Below are 20110 nucleotides of genomic sequence, written 5' to 3' on the forward strand. Positions count from 1 at the left end.
GTTCCTCGCTGTGCTTGGGATGACGGTCAAGACGCACACCGCAGTCAAGGATGGAGGTTGGCATGAACTGCCAAAGCCTCCATTCCATACAATTGCGCCAGATTTGCGCCACAGCTACAAACCTTCCGCATAAGCCGCTTGGAATGTATCCACGCCGGCACGGGTGCCATCTTCGCCGCGCACGATGGCTACTGGGCTGGCAAATGTCGGAAAGCCGGACGCGATGAAGCTCTCAGGGATCGCGCGGATGTCGTGGCCGCGCCGTTCCAGCTCGGCGACTATTGTAGCGTCAAGGCGCGGGTCGATACTGGTGTGCGGCGTGCTGCAGTCCACGCGCGGCGAGTCTATCGCCGCTTGCGGGCCCATGTCGTAGTCGATGACCTTGACAATCTGCTGCGTTACGCAATTCGTTATGCGCCGACCGCCTGATGCGCCGACCGCCATTCGCACGCCGTCCTTGTTCATCACCAGCGCGGGCGTCATATTGTTCAGCGGCAGCCTGCCCGGAGCGATTGAATTAATGCGCCCAGGCACCGGGTCGAACCACATCATGCCGTTATTCATAATCACGCCCGTGCCCTTGGGTATGATGCCAGAGCCAAATCCGGACATTATCGTGTTCGTAATCGACACGCCGTTTCCTTCGGAGTCGGTTACCACTAGATGCGTCGTGCCTTTGTCCTCGGCGGGACGGCTGGCGGGCAGCACGCTGGTCGGCTCCCTCCCCTCCTGAACCCACGGATTGCCCGCTTCGGCGGCGCCATTCATCGAATCCGTAATCGTCGCGCGGCGCAACTCGGTGTACTCGTCAGACACTAGCCCGTTCCACGGCACATCGGCGAATGCGGGGTCAGCGAGATATTGGAATCGGTCCGCGTACGCCAGGCGAGCGCTGGAAATGTAGGCGTGCAGCATGTCCGCTGAATTGTGTTCCATCGACGACAAATCAAAGCCGTCCAACAGTTTCAGCGTCATCGCGCTCGTGATGCCGGCGCATGCGAATGGCGGAACGCGGACAGTATGCCCACGATACTTGAACTCCAAGCCGCTGTCCCAGATTTTAGGCTCGTAATTCGCCATGTCCTCTTCGGACAAAATGCCGCCGTTGTTCTGAATGTCTGAAGTGATCGCCTTTGCAATGTCGCCCTTGTAGAATGCGTTAGGACCGCCCTTGCCTATTGCTTCGAGAACATCAGCGAGTTCCGGCTGCTTGAGCACTGCCCTGTCCACAACATCACCCATCGGCATATTGCCGCCGGGCATCAGCACGCGGCGCAACTCGTCGTAGCGCAGCAGCATTCCTGCCGTGGTGCTTATCTGATTCAGCCCGAATAGGTTGGGGATGAACCCGTCCCGCGCCAGACTGACTGCGGGAGCGACCACCTCACTGAGGGGCAGTTTGCCGAAACGACGATGCGCTTCGCAAAGTCCTGCAACTGCGCCGGGTGTAGCGATGGCGCGAAATCCTTCGATATTCTCGTCATTGACCACGCCGGGCCAGCCGAATGAGCCGGTCGCTGCCTCTCCGGTGAGTTCGTACATATCAGGAGTAGCGGCGAGCGGTCCCTTCATTGGAAATCCGATAACGCCGCCTTGTTCGCCGACCTGATAGACTAAGTATCCGCCGCCACCGATTCCGGAGGATGCGGGTTCGATGACGCCAATGGCGAAACATGATGCGACCGCGGCATCGACAGCATTACCGCCCTGCGCGAGCATTCGCAGGCCTGCACGAGTTGCCTCGCGGTCTTTCGTCGCGACCATCGCGGACGGCGCGCGCGCTTCTTCTTTAACTACGCGGGTGGTTGTGGGCTGGGATTGCATATCTATGCGTCCTCCTTATATTGCAAATTTGGCTGTTGCCGTTGCCTTTGTGTTTCCGATGGTAACTTTATCACATTGGCGGGATTTGCGATAAGCCGTTCTTCTCAAAGAGGACGACTTAGATAGATGAGATTCGCAGTATAAGAAACAGGTGTAAAAGCACAGACATCACTGTGATTGACCGCGAGAGATCACAGGCATATAATCGGCGCAACACCAGTTTGCTAATGGAGAACATTCTTGAGCACGCAATCACTGACATCGGAGTTGTTTGAATTTGACAGTTCGTCCGACGCTATCGAGCATTACTTTCGCGTAGGCTGGACTGATGGGTTGCCAGTCGTGCCGCCCACGCCGGAGAAGGTCGGCGAAATGCTCGACTATGTTGGCCGCTCACCGTCGGAAATTTTGGGGACTGAGCCTACAAAAGGTCGGGTCATTACCGTCGAGAAAGTGGCGATTAACGCCGTAATGGCAGGCTGTCTGCCGGAGTATTTTCCGGTCGTGTTGGCGGCGGTCGAAGCGCTGTGCGAGCCGCAGTTCAACCTGCACGCGATAACGGTCAGCACGATGGGCGCCGCTGTGCTCGCTGTCGTCAGCGGACCCGTCGCAGACGACCTGGCGATGAACTCGTCGGTGAGCGTGTTCGGTCCCGGGCATCGTGCGAACGCGACCATCGGGCGCGCGATTCGCCTTGTAATCATCAATGTAACCGGCGCGTTGCCCGGCGTACTCGACAAGGCGACGTTGGGGCATCCGGGCAAATACACCTGGTGCATCGCGGAGGCGGAGCAAGTCAGCCCGTGGGAACCGTTGCACGAAGAGCGCGGCTTGGCGGCAGGCACGAGCGCGATAACACTGTTTGCCGGCCTGTCTGCGACGCAAGTGCCAAATCACACCGGCAACACGCCCGAAACGATACTCGTGAGTTTCCGAGATGCTATGTTCGCAGCGGGATACGGACAAGGCGAGCTTGTCGTCGTTCTTTGCCCTGAGCATGTCGGCTACCTAGGTGCGGCGGGTTGGAGCAAGGCGGATGTCAAGCGCTTCCTGCACGAAAACGCCCAGCGCACGGTTACGGAGTGGCAAAGCTCAGGACGCGAAATGCCCGACGGCTTGGACGCGGACGCAGTGTTGGCAACGGCAGACTCGCCGGACAGCATTACACTACTCGTCGCCGGCGGTTTCGCGGGTGCGTTTTCGCAAGTGATTCCCTTGTGGGGCGGCGGGTCGAATTCGCGCTCGGTGTGCCGTCAGATTGAATTGCCTTAGTTAGAATGTTGGCTGAAAGTGCCACTGATAGTAAGGTGCTGCAAATACGCAGCCGAATTAAGGAGGAAGGACTATGGTAACTGCGGAAAGAGTCCAAGTTCTTGACCCGACCGTTCATGCGATACCGAACGACGCGGTCGTAGCGGAGCGGCCGGATACGCTTGAAGGCAAAGTAATCGGCTTGCTGGCGAACGGCAAGATTAACTCTGAGGAAATACTGGCGCTCACACAGGAAGTGCTGGCAGACCGTTATGAGTTCAAGTCGGTTGTGGCTCGGAACAAGATGAACGCCTCGCGCCCATGCCCGGATCACATCATCGACGAGCTTGTGGAGCAATGCGACGTGGTAATTACCTCGTCGGGCGATTGAGGATCTTGCTCATCGTGCAGTGTGCACGACGGAATTACCCTTGAAAAGCGTGGTGTCCCTACAGCGGTCATCTGCACCGAGCCGTTCATATCCAGCGGCAAGGCGATGTCAAACATCGGTGGCATACCGGACTACCCTTTCGTTGTGCTGCCGCATCCGCTGGGCAGCCTCGACGAAGAGCGGTTGCGCGAACGCGCGATACAGGCGGCGCCCGAAGTGCTGCGCATTTTGCTGGCGCGTGGATAGTAACTTAACAGGATGAACAGATTTAGGGGATGGGATAGTCTGCATGACTCATATCGGTCAGTTGGACAATCCCATCCTTGACGCCTGATTGCTAGAGTGAGAATCACTCAGCGACTTGGAAGCGCTCGGATTCTGGATGCTTGGACCATAGCGCGTCTGCGCCAGTCATTACGGCGGCACGCTCAGGGCTGGCGCGCCAGACTTCGTAGATGTCGTCGCTGCCCCACTTCACCATCGTGGTGATTTTCGTGGGATCGTTGAGCGAGTAGAATGTTTCGCGGCTTACGAAGCCGGGTGCCCTGCTCTGTGCCGCGCCGTTGCGGTCAAGAAGCTCGCGCGCTTCGTCAATCATGTCGTCCTTTGCCCAATGATGTGTGAGAACGCCTATCATTTGTCTTCCTCTTTGAGTTTCATCGTTCGTGATTCCAACAACGCACGCGTTCAATCGCATGCGTGCAATCAGATTATACAGGATTAGGTCTGGACAGAATTATGGTTGACAAGAAGCGAGTGCTCGTTACGGGAATAGCGGGGCAAATTGGCGGTATCATTCGGCGCGAACTTGGCGAACGATACTACCTGAGCGGTATCGATCAGGTCGATGTAGAATCCGTGCCGATGATGGTCGCGGACATAGCGAACCTAAACGACATATTACCGGCGTTCGAGGGTATTGACGTGGTGGTGCATCTTGGCGCAGACCCAAGTCCGCGTGCATCGTGGGAGTCGGTACTGAGCAGCAACATCATTGGGACGCGCAATGTGTACGAGGCGGCGCGGCTGTCCGGCGTGAAGCGCGTCGTGTTCGCCAGCAGCAACCATGCCGTCGGCAATTACCCGATGCGTCAGGACCCGTACAAGGCTATTTACGACGGCAGACTTGGCGAAATCCGCCGTCCGTTCGACCCGCTGACGCCCGACTTGCTGCGGCCGGATAGCTACTATGGCGTGAGCAAGGCGTTCGGGGAATCTCTAGGCAGCTACTTCCACGACGAATATGGCATTTCGGTCATCTGCCTGCGGATTGGCTGGGTGATGACTCCCGACGACCCGACTTTCGCTCCCTCCGCGCTGTCGCTTTGGCTGAGTCACCGGGACGCGGCGCAACTCATTCAGAAGAGCATCGACGCGCCGCAGTCGGTCGGATTCACCGTTGTCAACGGCGAATCCGACAATGCACTGAGCATCTGGGACATCGATACAACCCGGCGAGTGCTTGGCTACGAACCACAAGACGGCGCGAGTGAAGATTGGGAGGAGAGGCCGGGCACTACCGGGCCTATGGGGATATGAGGGGAAACAGATCCTTTCAGAGATGGGAGTGGTCGTTGCAAGGCATCAGGATGTCGGATAGTTGCTGCATAGATAGTTGCTGCATATAAGTGTGTATTGTCGGACAATCTGTTGCAGCGTACCTTGCGAAGTTCACGCCTCACGGTGTCGAAACAGGCGATACAGATATGGCGCGGCGGCGAAGACATTCGCGGCGATGATGGAAGCTGTAATGACGGTACCAAGCAGGTCGCCAATGTCGATGACTGGGACGCGCTGCGATCCTCCAAGCAACCCGTAGTACGAATACACGCCTCTTATTTCCAGAGTCAACCATGCGGTCAGTGCGGTCGCCGGTGGCACGGCTGCGGTGATTGCCACTTTCAGACCTGTCGGTGCATCCGAGTTCCACCACGCGGCAACGCCTCCGATGCCTGCCGGCACGCCGATTAGCAGCGACTGCATGATGTAGATGGTCGTCGTGTCAAGCGCGACATATTGCAGAAAGAGCCTCGACAAGACCCAGGTCACGGCGGCGAGCGCGACTGATGCAAATATGCCCACGCACAGCCGAACGAGTATCCAGACACCGGTTTCGAGGTTCAGCATCGGCTTGCGAAGGAGCGGAATCTATGGCTGTGAATCGGGCAGGAATAAACCATGGTCAAGATGGTATATGCCCCTTTCCGAGTTCTGCCCAGAAATAGAAAGGCGTCAGTATTTGACGCCTTTCGCGCTTATCAATGAATCCGGACTAGCCTATCTGCTGCAGCCTTGGGTCAAGGCGGTCGCGCAGCCAGTCGCCAGTGAAGTTCAACGACAGCACAACCATAAAGATTGCAAGACCGGGCAGTACAGTAGGCCACCAAGCGGTGCTGATGTAGCTCCTGCCCTCGGAGACCATGCTGCCCCAAGTGGCGTCCGGTGCTGGGACACCTGCACCCAAGAAGCTGAGCGCCGCCTCCGCCAGAATCAACGAACCGACAATGAGTGTCGCGATTACGACCGCCGTGTTGATGACGCCGGGAACGATGTGCCTGATGAGGATGCGCGCAGTGGAACAGCCGGCGACACGAGCCAAATCTACAAACGCCTGATTTTTGATTGTCAGCGTCTGACCACGGATTACCCTGACGAACGGCACCCACGAGAGCGCCGCCATCAGCGCGAGAAGCAGCACGGTGCTCTGCCCGAAGATAAGGACGCAGACGAGTGCGACCATTAGGAATGGCAACGCCTGCCAGATGTCCACTGCGCGAGTTATGATTTCGTCTATCCAGCCGCCTGCGTAGCCACCGATGACGCCCATCGATGTGCCGACTATGAAGCCGAAGACTAGCGCGATCGCCGCGACCCACAAGGATATGCGCGCTCCGTGCAGCATGCGGGTAAAGACATCACGGCCGGAGTGGTCGGTGCCGAAAATGTGGAACTGGCAAACATCGGCGCGCTTTGTTGTCTCGGGGTCGCCCGTGACGGCGCGCCAAAGGCAACTGCCAGCGTCTTCGCCGTTCTCACGTAGGCGGTCGTATCGCTCGTCGTCCATCCAGATAGGCGGATAGTGGCGATCGCGGATTCCACCTGCTGCTTCCCCGTGAGTCGCGAGCGCAGGCGCGAATATCCCGCAGAAGATTAGGATCGCGAGGATGGTCATGGGTATGACGGGCCAGCGCCGAATGAAGCGCCAAGTCGAGTTCAACTGCTGCAGTACCGGCGGGTACTGGCGCATACCCATAAGATCGCGTTCGAGATCGGTCATTGTAGGATTAGACTGCATGGCTATTCATACCGTATGCGGGGGTCTATTAGCGCGTAAAGGATGTCCGCTAGGAATGCGAAGGTTACATAGATACCGAGGAAGACGAACACCGTGCCAGCCAGAAGGGGCCAGTCGTTATCGTACACAGCCTGGTTTAGCGCGACTGTGCCGATACCGGGCATAGAGAAGATAATCTCCACGACGAGCGCGCCGTTTAGGTAGTCCGCCAATAATACCAAGGCCGAAGTCAGCGGGGGAATGATGGCGTTACGAAGTCCGTGCTTCCAGATGATTGTCAGCGGACTAACGCCTTTCGCCCGCGCGAGTTTGATGAATTCGGAGTCGAGAATCTCAAGCATTGAAGAGCGCGTGAGGCGCATGATGCTGGCAGACGCGGGCCAGCCCAAGACGATACACGGCAATATGTAGTACTTGGCATTGCCCCAGTGCAGAGGGAAACCGTCGTATTCACCAATGCCGCCGGTAGGGAAAAAGTCGAAGCCGAACCACTCTCGTAAGAGCACGGCAAAGAAGAAGATGGCTAGTACGCCCGACCAGAACTGCGGCGTCGCCTGCCCCATCAGGGCGAATATGCGTCCAATATAGTCCCAGAAAGTCGCGCGCTTCACAGCCGCTAATATGCCCATGCTGATGCCGACGGTAATGGCGAAGAGCCAAGCACCGGCGGCTAGAATCAGCGTTACGGCAATGTGAATGCGGATAATCTCGCTGACCGGCCTAAGCGTGCCAATCGATTGCCCCAGATCGAACTGGAGCAAGTTCCACACCCATGTCAGGTATTGCATGGGTAGGTTCTTGTCCAAGCCCAGCTGCTCTTTGATGAGCTGGATTTGTTCCTCAGACAACTCAACCTGCGCGTCTCCGATGTACAACGTCAGCGGGTCGGGACCGAGCCTGGTCAGAATGAAAATGAAGATTGTCGCCCCGATTAGGGAGATGAAGATTGAGAGTAACCTTCTTGCTAAGAACTTTGCCATAGGGGACTTGAACCTCTTAGTCGGTTTAGCCTAGTTACGGCTTTCGTCTCAAATCGACGGGGACGGTTACTTGTCCTGCTCCGGCAAGCATACCAATGCAGGAGGTCGAAATAGGGATGGACTAGATATGTGGGAAGGGAGAGGGAAAATATCCCCTCTCCCCTACTTATGATGAATTACAGGATTTTACTGAGCAGGAACGATGTGCTGCGGCCTGCCCCAGAAGCCGGCGGCTGTGGAGCGGGAACCCCAGGATTCCACTGTCTCAGGGTTGCCAGCGACTCCGCGCGGCGGCTGAACCATGCCGCTGTAGAGCTGCCAGTAGTAGTAGTAGTCAACCATGTCCTGGTGGAGGTCTTCGCGCGCCTGCTTGTCCCTCTCGCCATTGATGCCGACATACATGAAGTCAAGGAAGCGGCTCTCGAAGGAGCAACCCCATGCCGGGCGGCTGAAGGAGCTGTCCGCTGGAGGCGGAGGCCAGTCGAACGGATAATTGGCGGTCTCCACGCTGCAGTTCTTAACAACGGGCCAAGGCTGCGTGCGGTCGCGCATGCGCGGCACTACAACTGCGCCGTACTCTTCGGTGAGCAGCGTGGTGCTCACGCCGATGTCTTCCCAGCCCGCCGCAACAGCGTCAGCCTGCTCTAGGCAGACATCGCCGGTCTCGCAGCGGTACTTGTTCAGGCTAATCTCGAATCGTGTGCCGTCTGCGCCTCTTTCGAAGCCGGCAAGGTCAAGGAGACGCTCTGCTTCGTCGTAGTCGGTGGGGATCTCCCAGGGCCATTCGTAGTCTGCCTCGGCTGCAGGTACATCGTACTCAGGCCAGTCCGTGCCGCTACCCAGCAGGTCGCTGCTGTACTTTTCGTGTGCGGCGTTAATCATGCCCTGATTGACCGTGCGCTCAGGCTGCCAGCCAGGGAACTTCGGTCCCATCAGCTCGAGGTAGATGGGAGTCCCGAGTCCTGCCTGAAGGACATCCACGATACCCTGCCGGTCGATTGCCATGGAGAGCGCCCAGCGAACCAGTCGCGCCTGTTCCATGTCGCTCATGCCCGGAGGATTGTTCGTGTCTTCGTACTGGCAAGCCTTGCCGAGGTCGCACCACGGGTTGCCAAGGTGCGGTAGGTCGGTCTCATAGACCGGGGACAGCCAAGGCTCAAGTGCCTCTTCGGTCTTCGCGTTCTTGTCTGTCCAGAGGTTGCCGGGCCAGATAACGCTAAGGGTCATCGTGTCTTTGTCTGACATCGTGGGGATAAACTTCAGTCCCTTTTCCTCTAGCTCGGTGAGCCTGGCGAAGTCAATGGCGGCGAGGTCGATTTCGCCGGTCTCCATCGCAGCCATACGAGAGGTGATTTCGGGCATCTGCCTTACGACGAACTTGCCGATGTGCGCGGTCTCAATCCAGTGCTCCGCTACTGCGTGGACTTCGCCACGGTCGTTGGGCTTCCACTCACCGATGGTGAACGGGCCGGAGCCGACCGGCACGAACTGCACCGCAGCTGCGCCCATGCGCTCGTAAGCGTCCTTGCTGTCGAGTCGGACGGTTGTGTCGTTGATGTCGAATTCGCTAATCGGGATGCCCCAGAAGATGTCGGTTACCATCGGCGCTTCGACGATGTAGTCATCAACGGCGATTGCTTCGCCGAAGGTTGCGCCGAGCTGCGCGCCAATCGCCGCGCCTAGGCTGGGGTTAACAACGGCGTTCTGGCGGTTCATGTTCCACGCGACGTCCTCAGCGGTGAGTTCACCAAAGTCCTCACCAGCGAAAGCGTCGGGCGTCTGGAACATAATGCCCTCACGAATGTTGAGCGTGAGCAGGTTGCCGGCGTCATTGATGGTCCACTTCTCCGCCACGAACGGTGAAAGTGGATCTTCACCGTCATGGACGAGAAGCTGGTCGAAGAAACCCATCTGAATCTCGCCGGGGCTGCCGCCGTAAGTCTGGACCTCAAAGTCGCCGAACTGCTCGGAGACTTCCGGAATCGCCATCGTAATCGTAACCTCGCCAGCCATTGCGGGCGCGGGCGCGATTGTCGGCGCGGGCGCGGGCGCTGCCGTCGGTGCTGCTGCTGCTGGCGCTGCTGTCGCCGCAGGTGCTGCTGCCGGTGCTGTCGCCGCAGGTGCTGCTGCCGGTGCTGCCGGCTCCGCCGCCGGTGGCGTTTCAGCGCCGCCGCACGCGATGAGCGCGAACAGCGCGACTGCCGCAACAGTTAAGACGCCTAAATGCCTCCACTTGCTTACCACAAAAGGTAATCTAACCATTGTCCCTCCTTCAGGCTCATTGCCTTCTAGATTTTCTGCTTTTTCTCGTGAAGTCTCATCTACGCGATTAGTCTCGCAGATTACCCAACACTAAAAGGATATGCAAGCAATAATACTGATTGACACGAAACTGTCAAGTCAATTTGGCAATGAATACCAAATTTCACCTTGACAATTTTGCGGACAAAACAGGTGTTTTGCCCATGTCTTGCCACAATTCCGATGGACTGCTCTTATTTCGAGCGGGGCACGATCTGAACGTCACCGTCTTCGGATATGGAACTGACTCTCGATGCGCCGCTGTAGGCAACTGCTCGTTGCGACACTTCGACGGTTTCGCCCGGCTGCACGATTAGCGCAGTGCCGTTCTCCACGGCGCTCGCGAGTCCGGCGTTGCCATAGCTCGTGAACGGCTCTAGCCCGATGTTGTAGGTGCGCCCATACCAGGGGTAGCCAAAGCCTCCGCCGAATGAGTGCCAATACCATAGGAACTTGAACACATTCTGCGGGTAATGGAAGCCAAAGCCTACGCCGGACTTCTGGTTGGTTATGGCGTACCAGCCGTCAGGCATATCGGCGATGTATGACATATCATAAGAGCGAAAATCCTTTGGTGGTATCCGGCTAAGGTCTCTGGGGGTGCCATCTCGAAGCTGCGACATTGGCCAAGGCGACTCCAAGCCGGGCATCAGCTTGATGTTCGTATGCCAGTCGTCGCCCTCTTCGTTCATAATCAAGCCGCCGGGCAGGTCGATAACGCAGTCTTCGCTGAGGAACGGCGGACCGAGCGCGATATGTTCGCCCCAGACGCAGGGCACCGGCTCTTCCCCCTCATTGTTGAGACGCGCTTCGATTTCTAGCACCGGTGAATTACCACGCAGCGTCAGCGCCTTCTCGAAGAAGAACGGCGTCCGCGCGGCGCGGACCCAGAAGCGCATTGATACGATGTCCGGCTTGTCTTCAATGATCGCCGCGTCCCACGGCACGGTGCTTACTTCGGCGTGCAAACCGACATCTGCGCCCATATAGCGGCTGGGGAATCCGCCGCCGGGCAGCACAGTCTGCCATCCACCTTCATACACATCCATCCATAGGCTGTCGGGAGCGCCGGATGTAGGAACACGCGCGTGTGGTGAGCGGACGCCCCATGGTGAGCGCCACATAAAATCGGTGTCCGTCGGCTTATGCACGAACTGGTAAATGTCTGCACCCTTATCGATGAGCACCACGACTCGCAAAATCTCGTTCTCGATGACGGCGGTCTTCAGTCCACGGAATGTCCAAGCATCGGATACGCGGCAGCCGTGATTGCGCTCGTGTTGGTATTGGGTCATGTCGTGCCTCCGATGTGTAGCGTCCGTTTAGCGTCAATGCGAATGCGCATCGAGATCGGGGTAATGCAATGGTAAGCCGGTTGCGTCCGTTTCATACCGCGTGATATGCCAGCGTCCGAGATTGGCGCTTAGCAGAATATCCCGGTTCGCGCCGCAGAATGCGATGTTCGTTGGCGCTGCGATAATCGTGCCCTCGATGTCGTCAGCGAGTATTTCGAGATTGCCGTCGGCGCTGTGGCGGTAGATGCGATCAGGTCGGTAGCAGGCTATGTATAGGTTGCCGTCGGTATCGAATGCCACGCCGTCCGGCACTTTACCCGCGAGTTCAACGACGGTGCGCGCATCGCCGGCTGAGCCGTCCGGCGCAATCGCGATTTCCGCAACTCGTGGTGGATTCAGGCTCATCGCAACGAACAAGCTTGTGCCGTCCGGTCCAACACAAAGCCCGTTCGGGAACTCGCACAGCGTCCGAGTCCAGACTTTGGTCTCGCCGGAGGGTCTGACAACGAAAATCTTGCCGTTATCCGCTTTCCAGTCGCCGGAATCGCAGACATACAGATTGCCCTGCGTATCGAACGCAGGATAGTTTGGTGTGTAGAACGGTTCGTCGGGAGCGCCTGTGGAATACTTGCTGACATTGCCGTCCGGCGTAATTTTCATTACCGCGCGGTTGCCGGTGTCGCAGGCGTAGATGTTATGCTGCGCATCTAGCGCGAGTCCGAGGATGAACCCGCCGGTGTCCGCAATCTGCGTCGCCTCTTTGTGCTCGATGTCTATGCTGTATATCTGACCCGCCTCGCCGCCGGCGTAGCAGTAGCCGTCTAAGCCCCACGCGACGCCTTCCACATGGTCAAGCCCGTCCACCAACACGGATACATCGGTGTCATTGTTCAGCAGCGCCATGCCTGTACCTCCAATTGGATTTGCCATGCCGAAAGGCGGGATGTTTGCGGATATTATTTGGCTTAAGGGGCTTGGTAGAAGCCGGAATTAAGGAAGCCGCCGTCGATGGGGATGCCCACGCCGTTGATGTATCGCGCGCTGTCGCTGCATAGGAACAGCACCAGATCGGCAACTTCTTCCGGCAACACTTCCCGCCTGATCGGGAATCGCTTAAGCCGTTGTTCGCGTAGTTCAGGCTCCCGTTCATACACCATCTTTGTCATCGGCGTGAGCGCGACGCCCGGGCAGACCGCGTTGACATTTATGCCGTATTGCGCCCATTCCAGCCCCAGCTGCCCTGCGAAATTTATGAGCGCAGCCTTAGCAGGCCCGTATGCGCCGCGCTCCGGCACGGGTGACATCGCCGTAACTGACGACATCAGGACTACGCTGCCGCCATCGCCCTGCTCGACCATCTGTCTGCCAGCCTCACGGCAGAACAGGAACGCGCCGGTCAAGTGCGGTTGCAGTGATAATTGCCACTGGTCGAGCGACATGTCTAGCACCGGCGCCTTGATGTTCGTCCCCGCACAATGCACGAGGTAGTCCACGCGCCGTAGCCTATCGACGATTGACTTCACGCAGTCGATAACGGATTGTTCGTCGGTTACTTCGACCTGCAATGACACGGCTTGACCGCCGTCTGCCGTAATCGCAGATGCAACATTGGCGGCGCTCTCGCCGTTCATGTCTGCGACTACCACCGATGCTTCACGCACGGCAAACTTACGGCATATCTCGCTGCCAAGCCCGCCCGCGCCGCCTGTTACGATGGCAACCTTGCCTTCCATGTCCGAGCTATTCATGCCCGCCAACCTTCCTGCGTTCGTCAGTCTTGCGCCGCGCCTGCGCCGGACGCCCACGCGCCGAGCGCCATAAATCCGCCGTCCACATTGACATACTCGCCTGTCATGAAACTTGCCTTGTCACTGGCGAGAAACAGCACGACATTCGCAACGTCAACGCCCAGCCCAACCCTGCCGATCGGATGCCCTTTGCCCCAGTCCGCAATAATGTTGTCGGTGTCGCCGCCTTCCAGTCGTGCGACAGTCCGCACCATTTCGGTGTCGATTGTGCCAGGGCAAACTGCGAGCACGCGGACATTTTGCTCAGCGTAGTCGAGCGCCATCTGCCGTGTCAGCGAGAGCACGCCGCCCTTGCTCGCGGCATACGCTGGCACCAGCCTTTGCGATTGCAAGCCCTGCACGCTCGCAGTGTTGATAATCGCGCCGCCGCCGCGCTTGCGCATCTCCGGTATGGCGAACTTGGACATCAGGAAGTAGCTCTTCAAGTTGACATTAATAATCCTGTCCCACAGGTCTTCCGGTGTGTCCTCTACATTCTTGTACGAGTCCGGCGTTTGAATGCCTACATTATTGAATAGCACATCCACGCCGCCAAAAGCTTGCACTGTCTCAGCCACAACCCGGCTGCATTCCGCGCTCCTAGCGACATCCGCGACTACCAGCAACCCACCCTGCCCGAGCCGGTTGAGTTCGGATTCGACTCTGCGCCCAGCCTCTTCGTTCACATCCGCGATCGCAACTTGCGCGCCTTCTTTCGCAAACTCAAGCGCAGTGGCCTTGCCGATGCCGTGCGCGCCGCCGGTGACGATTACGACCTTGTCATCGAATGTGCCCATTGCTGCTCCCTTTTGCCGGTATTTCACCGGCGTCTCATTTGTTGGCGGGAAGTCACTTAACGCGCGCAAACCCAGCGAACGCTCTGCTTGGGCAAATCAAGCGCCTTTTCCGCAACGGTCGCCAGCATTCGCCATGTGGTCTCGTGGTGCGCGGTCGCTTCTACATCGCCGTAGTATGAATCGAGAAGCACGTAGGTGCAACCCAACTCTTGCAGCAGCTCAAGGTCGGCGCGAATCTGGTCGATTGTGCCTTCGCCGGTTAGACGATCGGCATTGTCCATCGGCGTGTCGGTAATGCGAAGGCGGATGCGCGGGCAGAGGTCCGGTACATCTTTGCCTTCCTCTTCTGCAAATCTTGTCAGCTTGGGTATGTCTATGTCTGCGAACTGGTCGTTCGAGATGCGTATCGGATGCCAAGCGTCCCCGTACCTCACTGCGCGACGAATCGCGGCGTCCGATGGACCACCGACCCATATCGGCGGATGCGGTTCTTGTATTGGCCGCGGAGTCGTGCGAATGTCTTCAAAACTGACGAACTCGCCTTCGAATGACGCTATATCTTGCGTCCACAGCGCTTTTATCGCTTGTAGATATTCGTCGGTCATCGCGCCGCGCCGGTTGAACGGCACGCCTAGCACATTGAACTCGCCTTCCGCCCAGCCAACTCCAACGCCGAATATGAGCCTGCCGCCGCTCAGTTGGTCGATGTTCGCACCCGCTTTCGCCGTCTCAAGCGGGTGGCGATACGGCACGATGATGACCGTGCTACCAATCTCCATTTCGGTGATTCCGGCAAGCCAGCCCAGCGTGCTCAGCGGTTCGTAGAATGGCTCGGGGTATCGTCCATGCACATCGGGCGTTATGGCAATATGGTCGGATGTCATTACCAGGTGATAGCCTAGTGTCTCAGAGAGTTCGATCGTCTTGCGAAAGGCTTCAGGGTTTGCGGCAGGTCCAAAGTTGATGAGGTTCACGCCTACTTTCATGGTCTCCTCCGGTTCTACCTTGGAATGGGATGCGCCGCGCTAAAGCGTCAAGGCAGGAAGCCCGAACTCACCGGCGCAGCGAAAAAACAGACCGTGCAACACAGAAATGTCGCATCATTCGATACGCAAGAAAATTGGCGGGAGCGAGAGGGAGTCGAACCCACCGTCCCGACCGAAGGGCCGGGACCATCGGATTTGAAGTCCGTGGAACCCACCGGAGCACATCCGCTCCCGCGTTGGTGGTGTTTCTGCTTTGGTGTGCCAGTATAACAGAAATGCCGAGCGTGTCAGGCAGATGCTACCGTCGGCGTCTGTATTCGATGAAGTCGGTGATGATGGCGTCCACCTCTTCCCACCACAGGCTGCCTAGAATCAGCCCTTTCGGCACATCGAACACCATCCAGCCTTGCACCTGAAACTCGCGGTCGAGTTCGATGGCACCCCACAGGAACGGCGTGTACAAGTCAGTCTCGGGGTCGGCAGTGTCCACGACGCGCGACGCCTCGAACGGGTCAACCGCGTTGATGCGCTCGCCGCGCCTGTCGCCGAGCTGCGCTGCGTCTTCGTCGATGAGCAAGGGCGTAACCAGGCTGGTGCGGTTGACTAGCGTTATGTCGAGCAGCACCAGCTGACGATTGGACGCTCTAGGGCGTATGACGCGGTACTGTCCGGCACCGTCCGTGAACGCGACCTTATCCACGATGAGCGGATGCGTCGTGTGCACTTCGAGGCTCCTGCCACGCGCGGATACCCTCTCCGGCTCATCGCTGCCACAGGACAGCAGTGCGAACGATGTCGCCAATAGGAGGAACAGCGCAAGCGGCGACAGGCAGCCGGATATTCCCTTAAACTTACTCGCCTTGAACCAATGTGACTTTTGCGTCAGGTGCGAAATTTGTGCTTTCAATTCTGTCGTCGTGCTTCCTGTTCAATCTGTAATATCAATTCTGAATGCGAACTACGCCAGCGACTGCCAATGCAGCGCTGCGATATTATCTCGCAGCGGACAGCGACGGCATTGCCCGTAGCTTGGCTATCATATCCGGCAATACGGACAGCACATAGTCAATTTCGGCGTCTGTGTTTTCCTGTCCGATGGTAAATCGCAAGCTGCTCTGTGCCATTTCCGCCGTCAGCCCGATGGCAAGCAACACATGCGACGGCTCCAACGATGCGGACGAACAAGCGCTTCCACTTGACGCGCAGATGCCCGCGAAGTCCAGCCCGAGCAGCACAGGCTCGCCTTCGACGCCTCTGAACGACAAATTCACATTGCTGGGCAGTCGTTGTGCCGGGTGACCGTTGAGCTTTACACCGTCAATCGTCTCGAATATACCCTGCGTCAGCCGTTCGCGTAGTCGTAGGCAGTGTGCCGAGCTCGCTTCCCGTTCCTGTGCGGCGAGACGCAGCGCCTCGCCGAATCCGACGATGCCGGGCACATTCTCGGTGCCGGAGCGCCGCTGTCGTTCTTGACCGCCGCCTGCGTTTTGCTCGTCGAATGGCGTACCGCGCCTGATGTACAGAAGACCCACGCCTTTGGGACCGTACATTTTATGCGCGGACAGGCTAAGCAATTCCACGCCCAATTCGCGGACATTGATGTCGAGGAATCCGGCGGCTTGCACGGCGTCCGTGTGCATCAGGATACTGCGTCCGCGCCGGCCCGCCTCTGCCTTCACATGCCGCGCGATCTCAGCAATTGGCTGCACAGTGCCTATCTCGTTGTTCGCCATCATCACACTGACCAAAATCGTCTGATCCGTGATTGCGTCGACGACATCGCGGGGGTCCACCATGCCGTACTCATCGACCGGTAGGTATGTAACATCGAAGCCAAACTGCTCCAATTGGTAGCAGGTGTGCAGCACGGCGTGGTGTTCTATGGCGGTGGTGATGATATGGTTGCCAAGGCTCTTCAGCGCGAATGCGACGCCCTTGATCGCTGCGTTATCAGACTCGGTGCCGCCGCTTGTGAAGACAATCTCGCTCATTCGCGCGCCCAGAATGCGGGCGATTCGCTCGCGTGCGTCATCAACGGCTTTGCGCGCTTCCTGCCCGATGGTGTAAATGCTGGACGGATTCCCGAAGTCAGCCGCAAAGTACGGCATCATCGCATCAAGCACTTCGGAACGCATGGGAGTGGTCGCCGCGTGGTCCAAGTATATGACCCTTTCTGCGATGGTCAATGTACTCCCCTTTCCATCCGCATTATCTAACAATCTATGAACGATACATAAATGTGTCGATTGCGGACAATCAGTGTCAGAATGCCGGATACGCTAGTTCGCGTCAGAACGACACTGTGTCGTATTGTGACACATTTTAGCATGTGCGTGCACAAGGCTCAAAAGATTGAGACTTGGCGGGGCTGTTCTGACTCAGATGCCTGAATCATCTTCGCCGCGTAGCCGTCGCGTAGCCGATTAGCTTATAGGCAAGTTTCGCTGCCGTGAATGCGCAGGCGATCGGACCTTCGCGCGGGCTGAGTTCCACGATGTCGAAGCCCACGATTTCCGCGCGACGACTGACGATTCGCAGCAGTTCGAGCGCCTCGTGCCATAGCATGCCGCCCGGTTCGGGCGTTCCTACGGCTGACATAAGCGACGGGTCGAGCACATCGAGGTCTATGCTGATATACACTTTGTCGGTGAGACTTTCAGACATTATTGCCATCGCATCGGGCATATTGTCAGGCGAACCTGCCGTCCAGAATGCCGTCGGTATCCGATGCGTTCTTATCCGATGCATTTCTTCTTCGCTAGTGCTGCGCACGCCCACGAGCGCCACCGGGCAAAATTCCATTATACGGCGCGCGACCGATGCATGCCCCCATCGCGTGCCTTGATAGCAGTCGCGCATATCGGCGTGGGCGTCCAAGTATAGCACGGACAGGTCCGGATTCAGCGTTTTGTACGCCTGCACTGCGCCTATTGTAATGGTGTGTTCTCCGCCCAGCAACGCGGTAAGCTTGCCATGCGACGCTGCGGTGGCGACGGCTGTACGGACGGCGGCAATCATAGATTGCGGGCTGTCCATCTGCGGCAGCAATTCGGGCGTGGTGTGAATACCAGTTGCGGATATGTCGCAGTCTAGCTCTATGTCGTAGTCTTCAATGTGCTTGGACGCTTCGATGATAGCCGCAGGTCCGTGCCGTGCGCCGGCCTTAAACGATGTCGTGCTGTCGTATGGCACGGGAATGACGAATACACCGGCATCATCCGGATGATTTTCGTTTGGAGGCGTGTCGAGGAAGGTGCGCCATTGCAGCGGCACATCCCCGAGCCAATGGTATTCAGATGCGGGCATATCAGTTCGCGGTATCCGCGTCTGCGCGCGACGGCACGCCGATGCTCACGCGCTCGTGCACCATGCCGTTGTATCCTTCGCGCGGCGTGGAGTATTCTATACCGCGCTCAAGCGTCCACACCTTGACCTGCGGCAGCCCGAAAGTCCGCTTGACCACTTCTAGTGAGGAAGTCGCATCAAAGTCTTTGCAGGAAAATATGTCAATGTTGACATACTGCCTATCCGGGAAGGTGTGAACGCTTATATGACTCTCGGCGATGATGACGAAGCCGGACACGCCCCAGTCCTCAGGCGTCTTGCCCTGATAGGTGTAGACCTGCGGCGGAACAATCTTGGTCATGCCGATGGCGTCAGGATATTCGTTGAGAAAGCGATACACGAGATCGGTATCGTTAAGCTTCTCAAATGGTGCGCCGTAGCCGTCAATTACAAGATGCAACTTGCGTTTGTCTCCGATGATAAGCGTATGATAAACCGCCACTGTATGGGCGTTATGACCGGAAATCGGCACGCCCAGATCGGCATTTTGCCGTCGGTGTGATGTCAAAATAGGTTAGCACCAACGTCCAGCGCGTTCAAGACGATTTCACAAATGCAATTCATACCTGTCCCTTGCAATTTATACCTGTCATTTCGAGCGGGGCGAGAAATCTAAAATCGGAAACAGGTTTGCACGCAACGAATTTAATTTCCTCACCGCGTTCAGAATGACAGTATTAGAGACTTGTGAAATCGTCTCCGCGTTCAACAATTATTGAAATTGATGGGATGATTTAGATAGAATCAACACTTGCAAGCGCGAGGCGGCGCGTTGATTAGACATTCTGCCCGGAGGGAAGGCAAATACTAACCAACCGCCTCCTGTTGCGTTAACGAATAAGAAGGGGCGGATTGCGCGCCGGATTGGTAGCAGTGGTACGACATGATTGAGCTGGAACACATTAGCAAATACTACGGCGATTTCCCCGCAGTTACCGATATTTCGTTTCGCGTGGAACAGGGCGAGATTCTGGGCTTTCTCGGACCGAACGGCGCGGGCAAGTCCACGACGATGAAGGTAATCACTGGATTTCACCCTCCGACCGAAGGAACCGCGACCATCGCCGGATACGACATCGTGAACGAGTCGTTGGACGCGCGCCGGCACATCGGCTACCTGCCCGAAACCGTGCCGCTGTACACGGACATGGAAGTGCGCGAATACCTGGCGTTCATGGGCAAGATACGCGGTATGTCGTCCGACTATATCCGCAGGCGCACGGACGAAGTCATCGAAATTTGCCGGCTGGAAGAATACCGCGGGACTCACATCGGCAAGCTGTCAAAGGGGTTTAGGCAGCGCGTGGGCATTGCACAGGCGATATTGCACGAGCCTGCCGTGCTTGTGCTTGATGAGCCGACCATCGGCATCGACCCGATTCAAGTCGTCGAGACAAGGCAGCTCATCAAAGACCTGGGCGGCGAGCACACGCTGATACTTAGCACGCACATCCTGCCCGAAGTGAGCATGATTTGCGAGCGCGTAATCATCATCCATGAAGGGCAGATTGTCGCGGTGGACAGACCCGAAAACCTGGCTACAAGGCTGCGCGGCGTGGAACGCATCGAGATTGACGCGCGCGGGCCATCCCGCGAGATTGCGGAGGCTATCGAGGGCGTAGAAGGCGTAGAAGCCGTTGACCATCGCTATTCGCAAGAAGGCGGATATTCCACATTTATCGTAGGCACGGACCCGCAATCCGAACCGCGCGCCATGCTCGCGTCAACGGTCGTAGGCGGCGGCTGGGAACTACTGCGCCTGCAATCGATAGGGATGTCGCTCGAAGAGATTTTCTTACAAGTTACGACCGAAGAATCGGTGCCAGAGCCAATCGCAGTCGCCGAAGAATAGGCAAGT

At 57.5% G+C, this 20110-nt stretch carries 20 protein-coding genes and 1 tRNA gene; 5 read left to right on the forward strand and 16 right to left on the reverse strand.

All coding sequences use genetic code 11. The annotated features are described in order from the left end of the window. Positions 1–114: 114 nt before the first annotated feature. The gene (gene ggt / locus F4X57_03960) at positions 115–1824 is read right to left on the reverse strand and encodes a gamma-glutamyltransferase (protein MYC06315.1); all 1710 of its coding nucleotides are present in this window, start codon (positions 1822–1824) and stop codon (positions 115–117) included. A 240-nt stretch (positions 1825–2064) separates the two neighbouring features. Between ggt and F4X57_03965 the strand changes: the two genes are divergently transcribed. From F4X57_03965 to F4X57_03975, 3 genes are all read left to right on the forward strand, one after another. Continuing rightward, complete coding sequence (locus F4X57_03965) at positions 2065–3096, forward strand: hypothetical protein (protein MYC06316.1); 1032 nt, start codon at positions 2065–2067, stop codon at positions 3094–3096. A gap of 73 nt (positions 3097–3169) precedes the next feature. Further along, positions 3170–3466, forward strand: a complete 297-nt coding sequence (locus F4X57_03970) for a hypothetical protein (GenBank protein ID MYC06317.1) — start codon at positions 3170–3172, stop codon at positions 3464–3466. Between the two features lie 21 nt (positions 3467–3487). Then, positions 3488–3712, forward strand: a complete 225-nt coding sequence (locus tag F4X57_03975; GenBank protein ID MYC06318.1) for a hypothetical protein — start codon at positions 3488–3490, stop codon at positions 3710–3712. A 103-nt stretch (positions 3713–3815) separates the two neighbouring features. Here F4X57_03975 and F4X57_03980 read toward each other — a convergent pair whose 3' ends face one another. After that, the gene (locus F4X57_03980) at positions 3816–4103 is read right to left on the reverse strand and encodes a hypothetical protein (GenBank protein ID MYC06319.1); all 288 of its coding nucleotides are present in this window, start codon (positions 4101–4103) and stop codon (positions 3816–3818) included. Between the two features lie 101 nt (positions 4104–4204). Here F4X57_03980 and F4X57_03985 point away from each other — a divergent pair, with 101 nt between their 5' ends. After that, entirely contained in the window at positions 4205–5005 is an 801-nt protein-coding gene (locus tag F4X57_03985) for an NAD(P)-dependent oxidoreductase (protein ID MYC06320.1), read from the forward strand. Between the two features lie 132 nt (positions 5006–5137). Here F4X57_03985 and F4X57_03990 read toward each other — a convergent pair whose 3' ends face one another. The 14 genes from F4X57_03990 to speD form a co-directional block, all read right to left on the reverse strand. Next, a complete protein-coding gene (locus tag F4X57_03990) occupies positions 5138–5593 on the reverse strand; it encodes a hypothetical protein (GenBank protein MYC06321.1) in 456 nt (151 codons plus the stop codon). Between the two features lie 145 nt (positions 5594–5738). Beyond that, entirely contained in the window at positions 5739–6761 is a 1023-nt protein-coding gene (locus tag F4X57_03995) for an ABC transporter permease (protein MYC06322.1), read from the reverse strand. Between the two features lie 2 nt (positions 6762–6763). Then, a complete protein-coding gene (locus tag F4X57_04000) occupies positions 6764–7741 on the reverse strand; it encodes an ABC transporter permease (protein MYC06323.1) in 978 nt (325 codons plus the stop codon). Between the two features lie 186 nt (positions 7742–7927). Further along, positions 7928–9754, reverse strand: a complete 1827-nt coding sequence (locus F4X57_04005; protein MYC06324.1) for a hypothetical protein — start codon at positions 9752–9754, stop codon at positions 7928–7930. Positions 9755–10236: 482 nt separating this feature from the next. Next, positions 10237–11337 (reverse strand): aldose 1-epimerase, encoded by a 1101-nt coding sequence (locus F4X57_04010; protein ID MYC06325.1) that lies wholly within the window; start codon positions 11335–11337, stop codon positions 10237–10239. A 33-nt stretch (positions 11338–11370) separates the two neighbouring features. Next, positions 11371–12267 (reverse strand): hypothetical protein, encoded by an 897-nt coding sequence (locus F4X57_04015; GenBank protein MYC06326.1) that lies wholly within the window; start codon positions 12265–12267, stop codon positions 11371–11373. Positions 12268–12302: 35 nt separating this feature from the next. After that, positions 12303–13085: an SDR family oxidoreductase gene (locus tag F4X57_04020; protein ID MYC06327.1), complete on the reverse strand. Its 783-nt coding sequence runs from the start codon at positions 13083–13085 to the stop codon at positions 12303–12305. 23 nt (positions 13086–13108) lie between these two features. Continuing rightward, positions 13109–13921 carry a glucose 1-dehydrogenase gene (locus F4X57_04025; GenBank protein ID MYC06328.1) on the reverse strand — a complete coding sequence of 271 codons (813 nt, stop codon included), beginning with the start codon at positions 13919–13921 and terminating at the stop codon, positions 13109–13111. Positions 13922–13977: 56 nt separating this feature from the next. Continuing rightward, a complete protein-coding gene (locus F4X57_04030) occupies positions 13978–14907 on the reverse strand; it encodes a TIGR03619 family F420-dependent LLM class oxidoreductase (GenBank protein ID MYC06329.1) in 930 nt (309 codons plus the stop codon). A gap of 135 nt (positions 14908–15042) precedes the next feature. Beyond that, positions 15043–15140 (reverse strand) — tRNA-Sec (locus F4X57_04035). A 65-nt stretch (positions 15141–15205) separates the two neighbouring features. Further along, positions 15206–15814 (reverse strand): hypothetical protein, encoded by a 609-nt coding sequence (locus tag F4X57_04040; protein MYC06330.1) that lies wholly within the window; start codon positions 15812–15814, stop codon positions 15206–15208. A gap of 85 nt (positions 15815–15899) precedes the next feature. Next, on the reverse strand, positions 15900–17087 hold the full coding sequence (gene nifS / locus F4X57_04045; GenBank protein ID MYC06331.1) for a cysteine desulfurase NifS: 1188 nt from the start codon (positions 17085–17087) through the stop codon (positions 15900–15902). Between the two features lie 211 nt (positions 17088–17298). Then, the gene (gene speB / locus F4X57_04050) at positions 17299–18213 is read right to left on the reverse strand and encodes an agmatinase (GenBank protein MYC06332.1); all 915 of its coding nucleotides are present in this window, start codon (positions 18211–18213) and stop codon (positions 17299–17301) included. A gap of 1 nt (position 18214) precedes the next feature. Then, entirely contained in the window at positions 18215–18652 is a 438-nt protein-coding gene (speD, locus tag F4X57_04055) for an adenosylmethionine decarboxylase (GenBank protein ID MYC06333.1), read from the reverse strand. A 483-nt stretch (positions 18653–19135) separates the two neighbouring features. Between speD and F4X57_04060 the strand changes: the two genes are divergently transcribed. Further along, positions 19136–20104: an ABC transporter ATP-binding protein gene (locus F4X57_04060; GenBank protein ID MYC06334.1), complete on the forward strand. Its 969-nt coding sequence runs from the start codon at positions 19136–19138 to the stop codon at positions 20102–20104. The last annotated feature ends 6 nt before the right edge of the window (positions 20105–20110 follow it).

Source organism: Chloroflexota bacterium (genome assembly GCA_009840355.1).
Taxonomy (GTDB): Bacteria; Chloroflexota; Dehalococcoidia; order Lucifugimonadales; family JADFKI01; genus Bin90.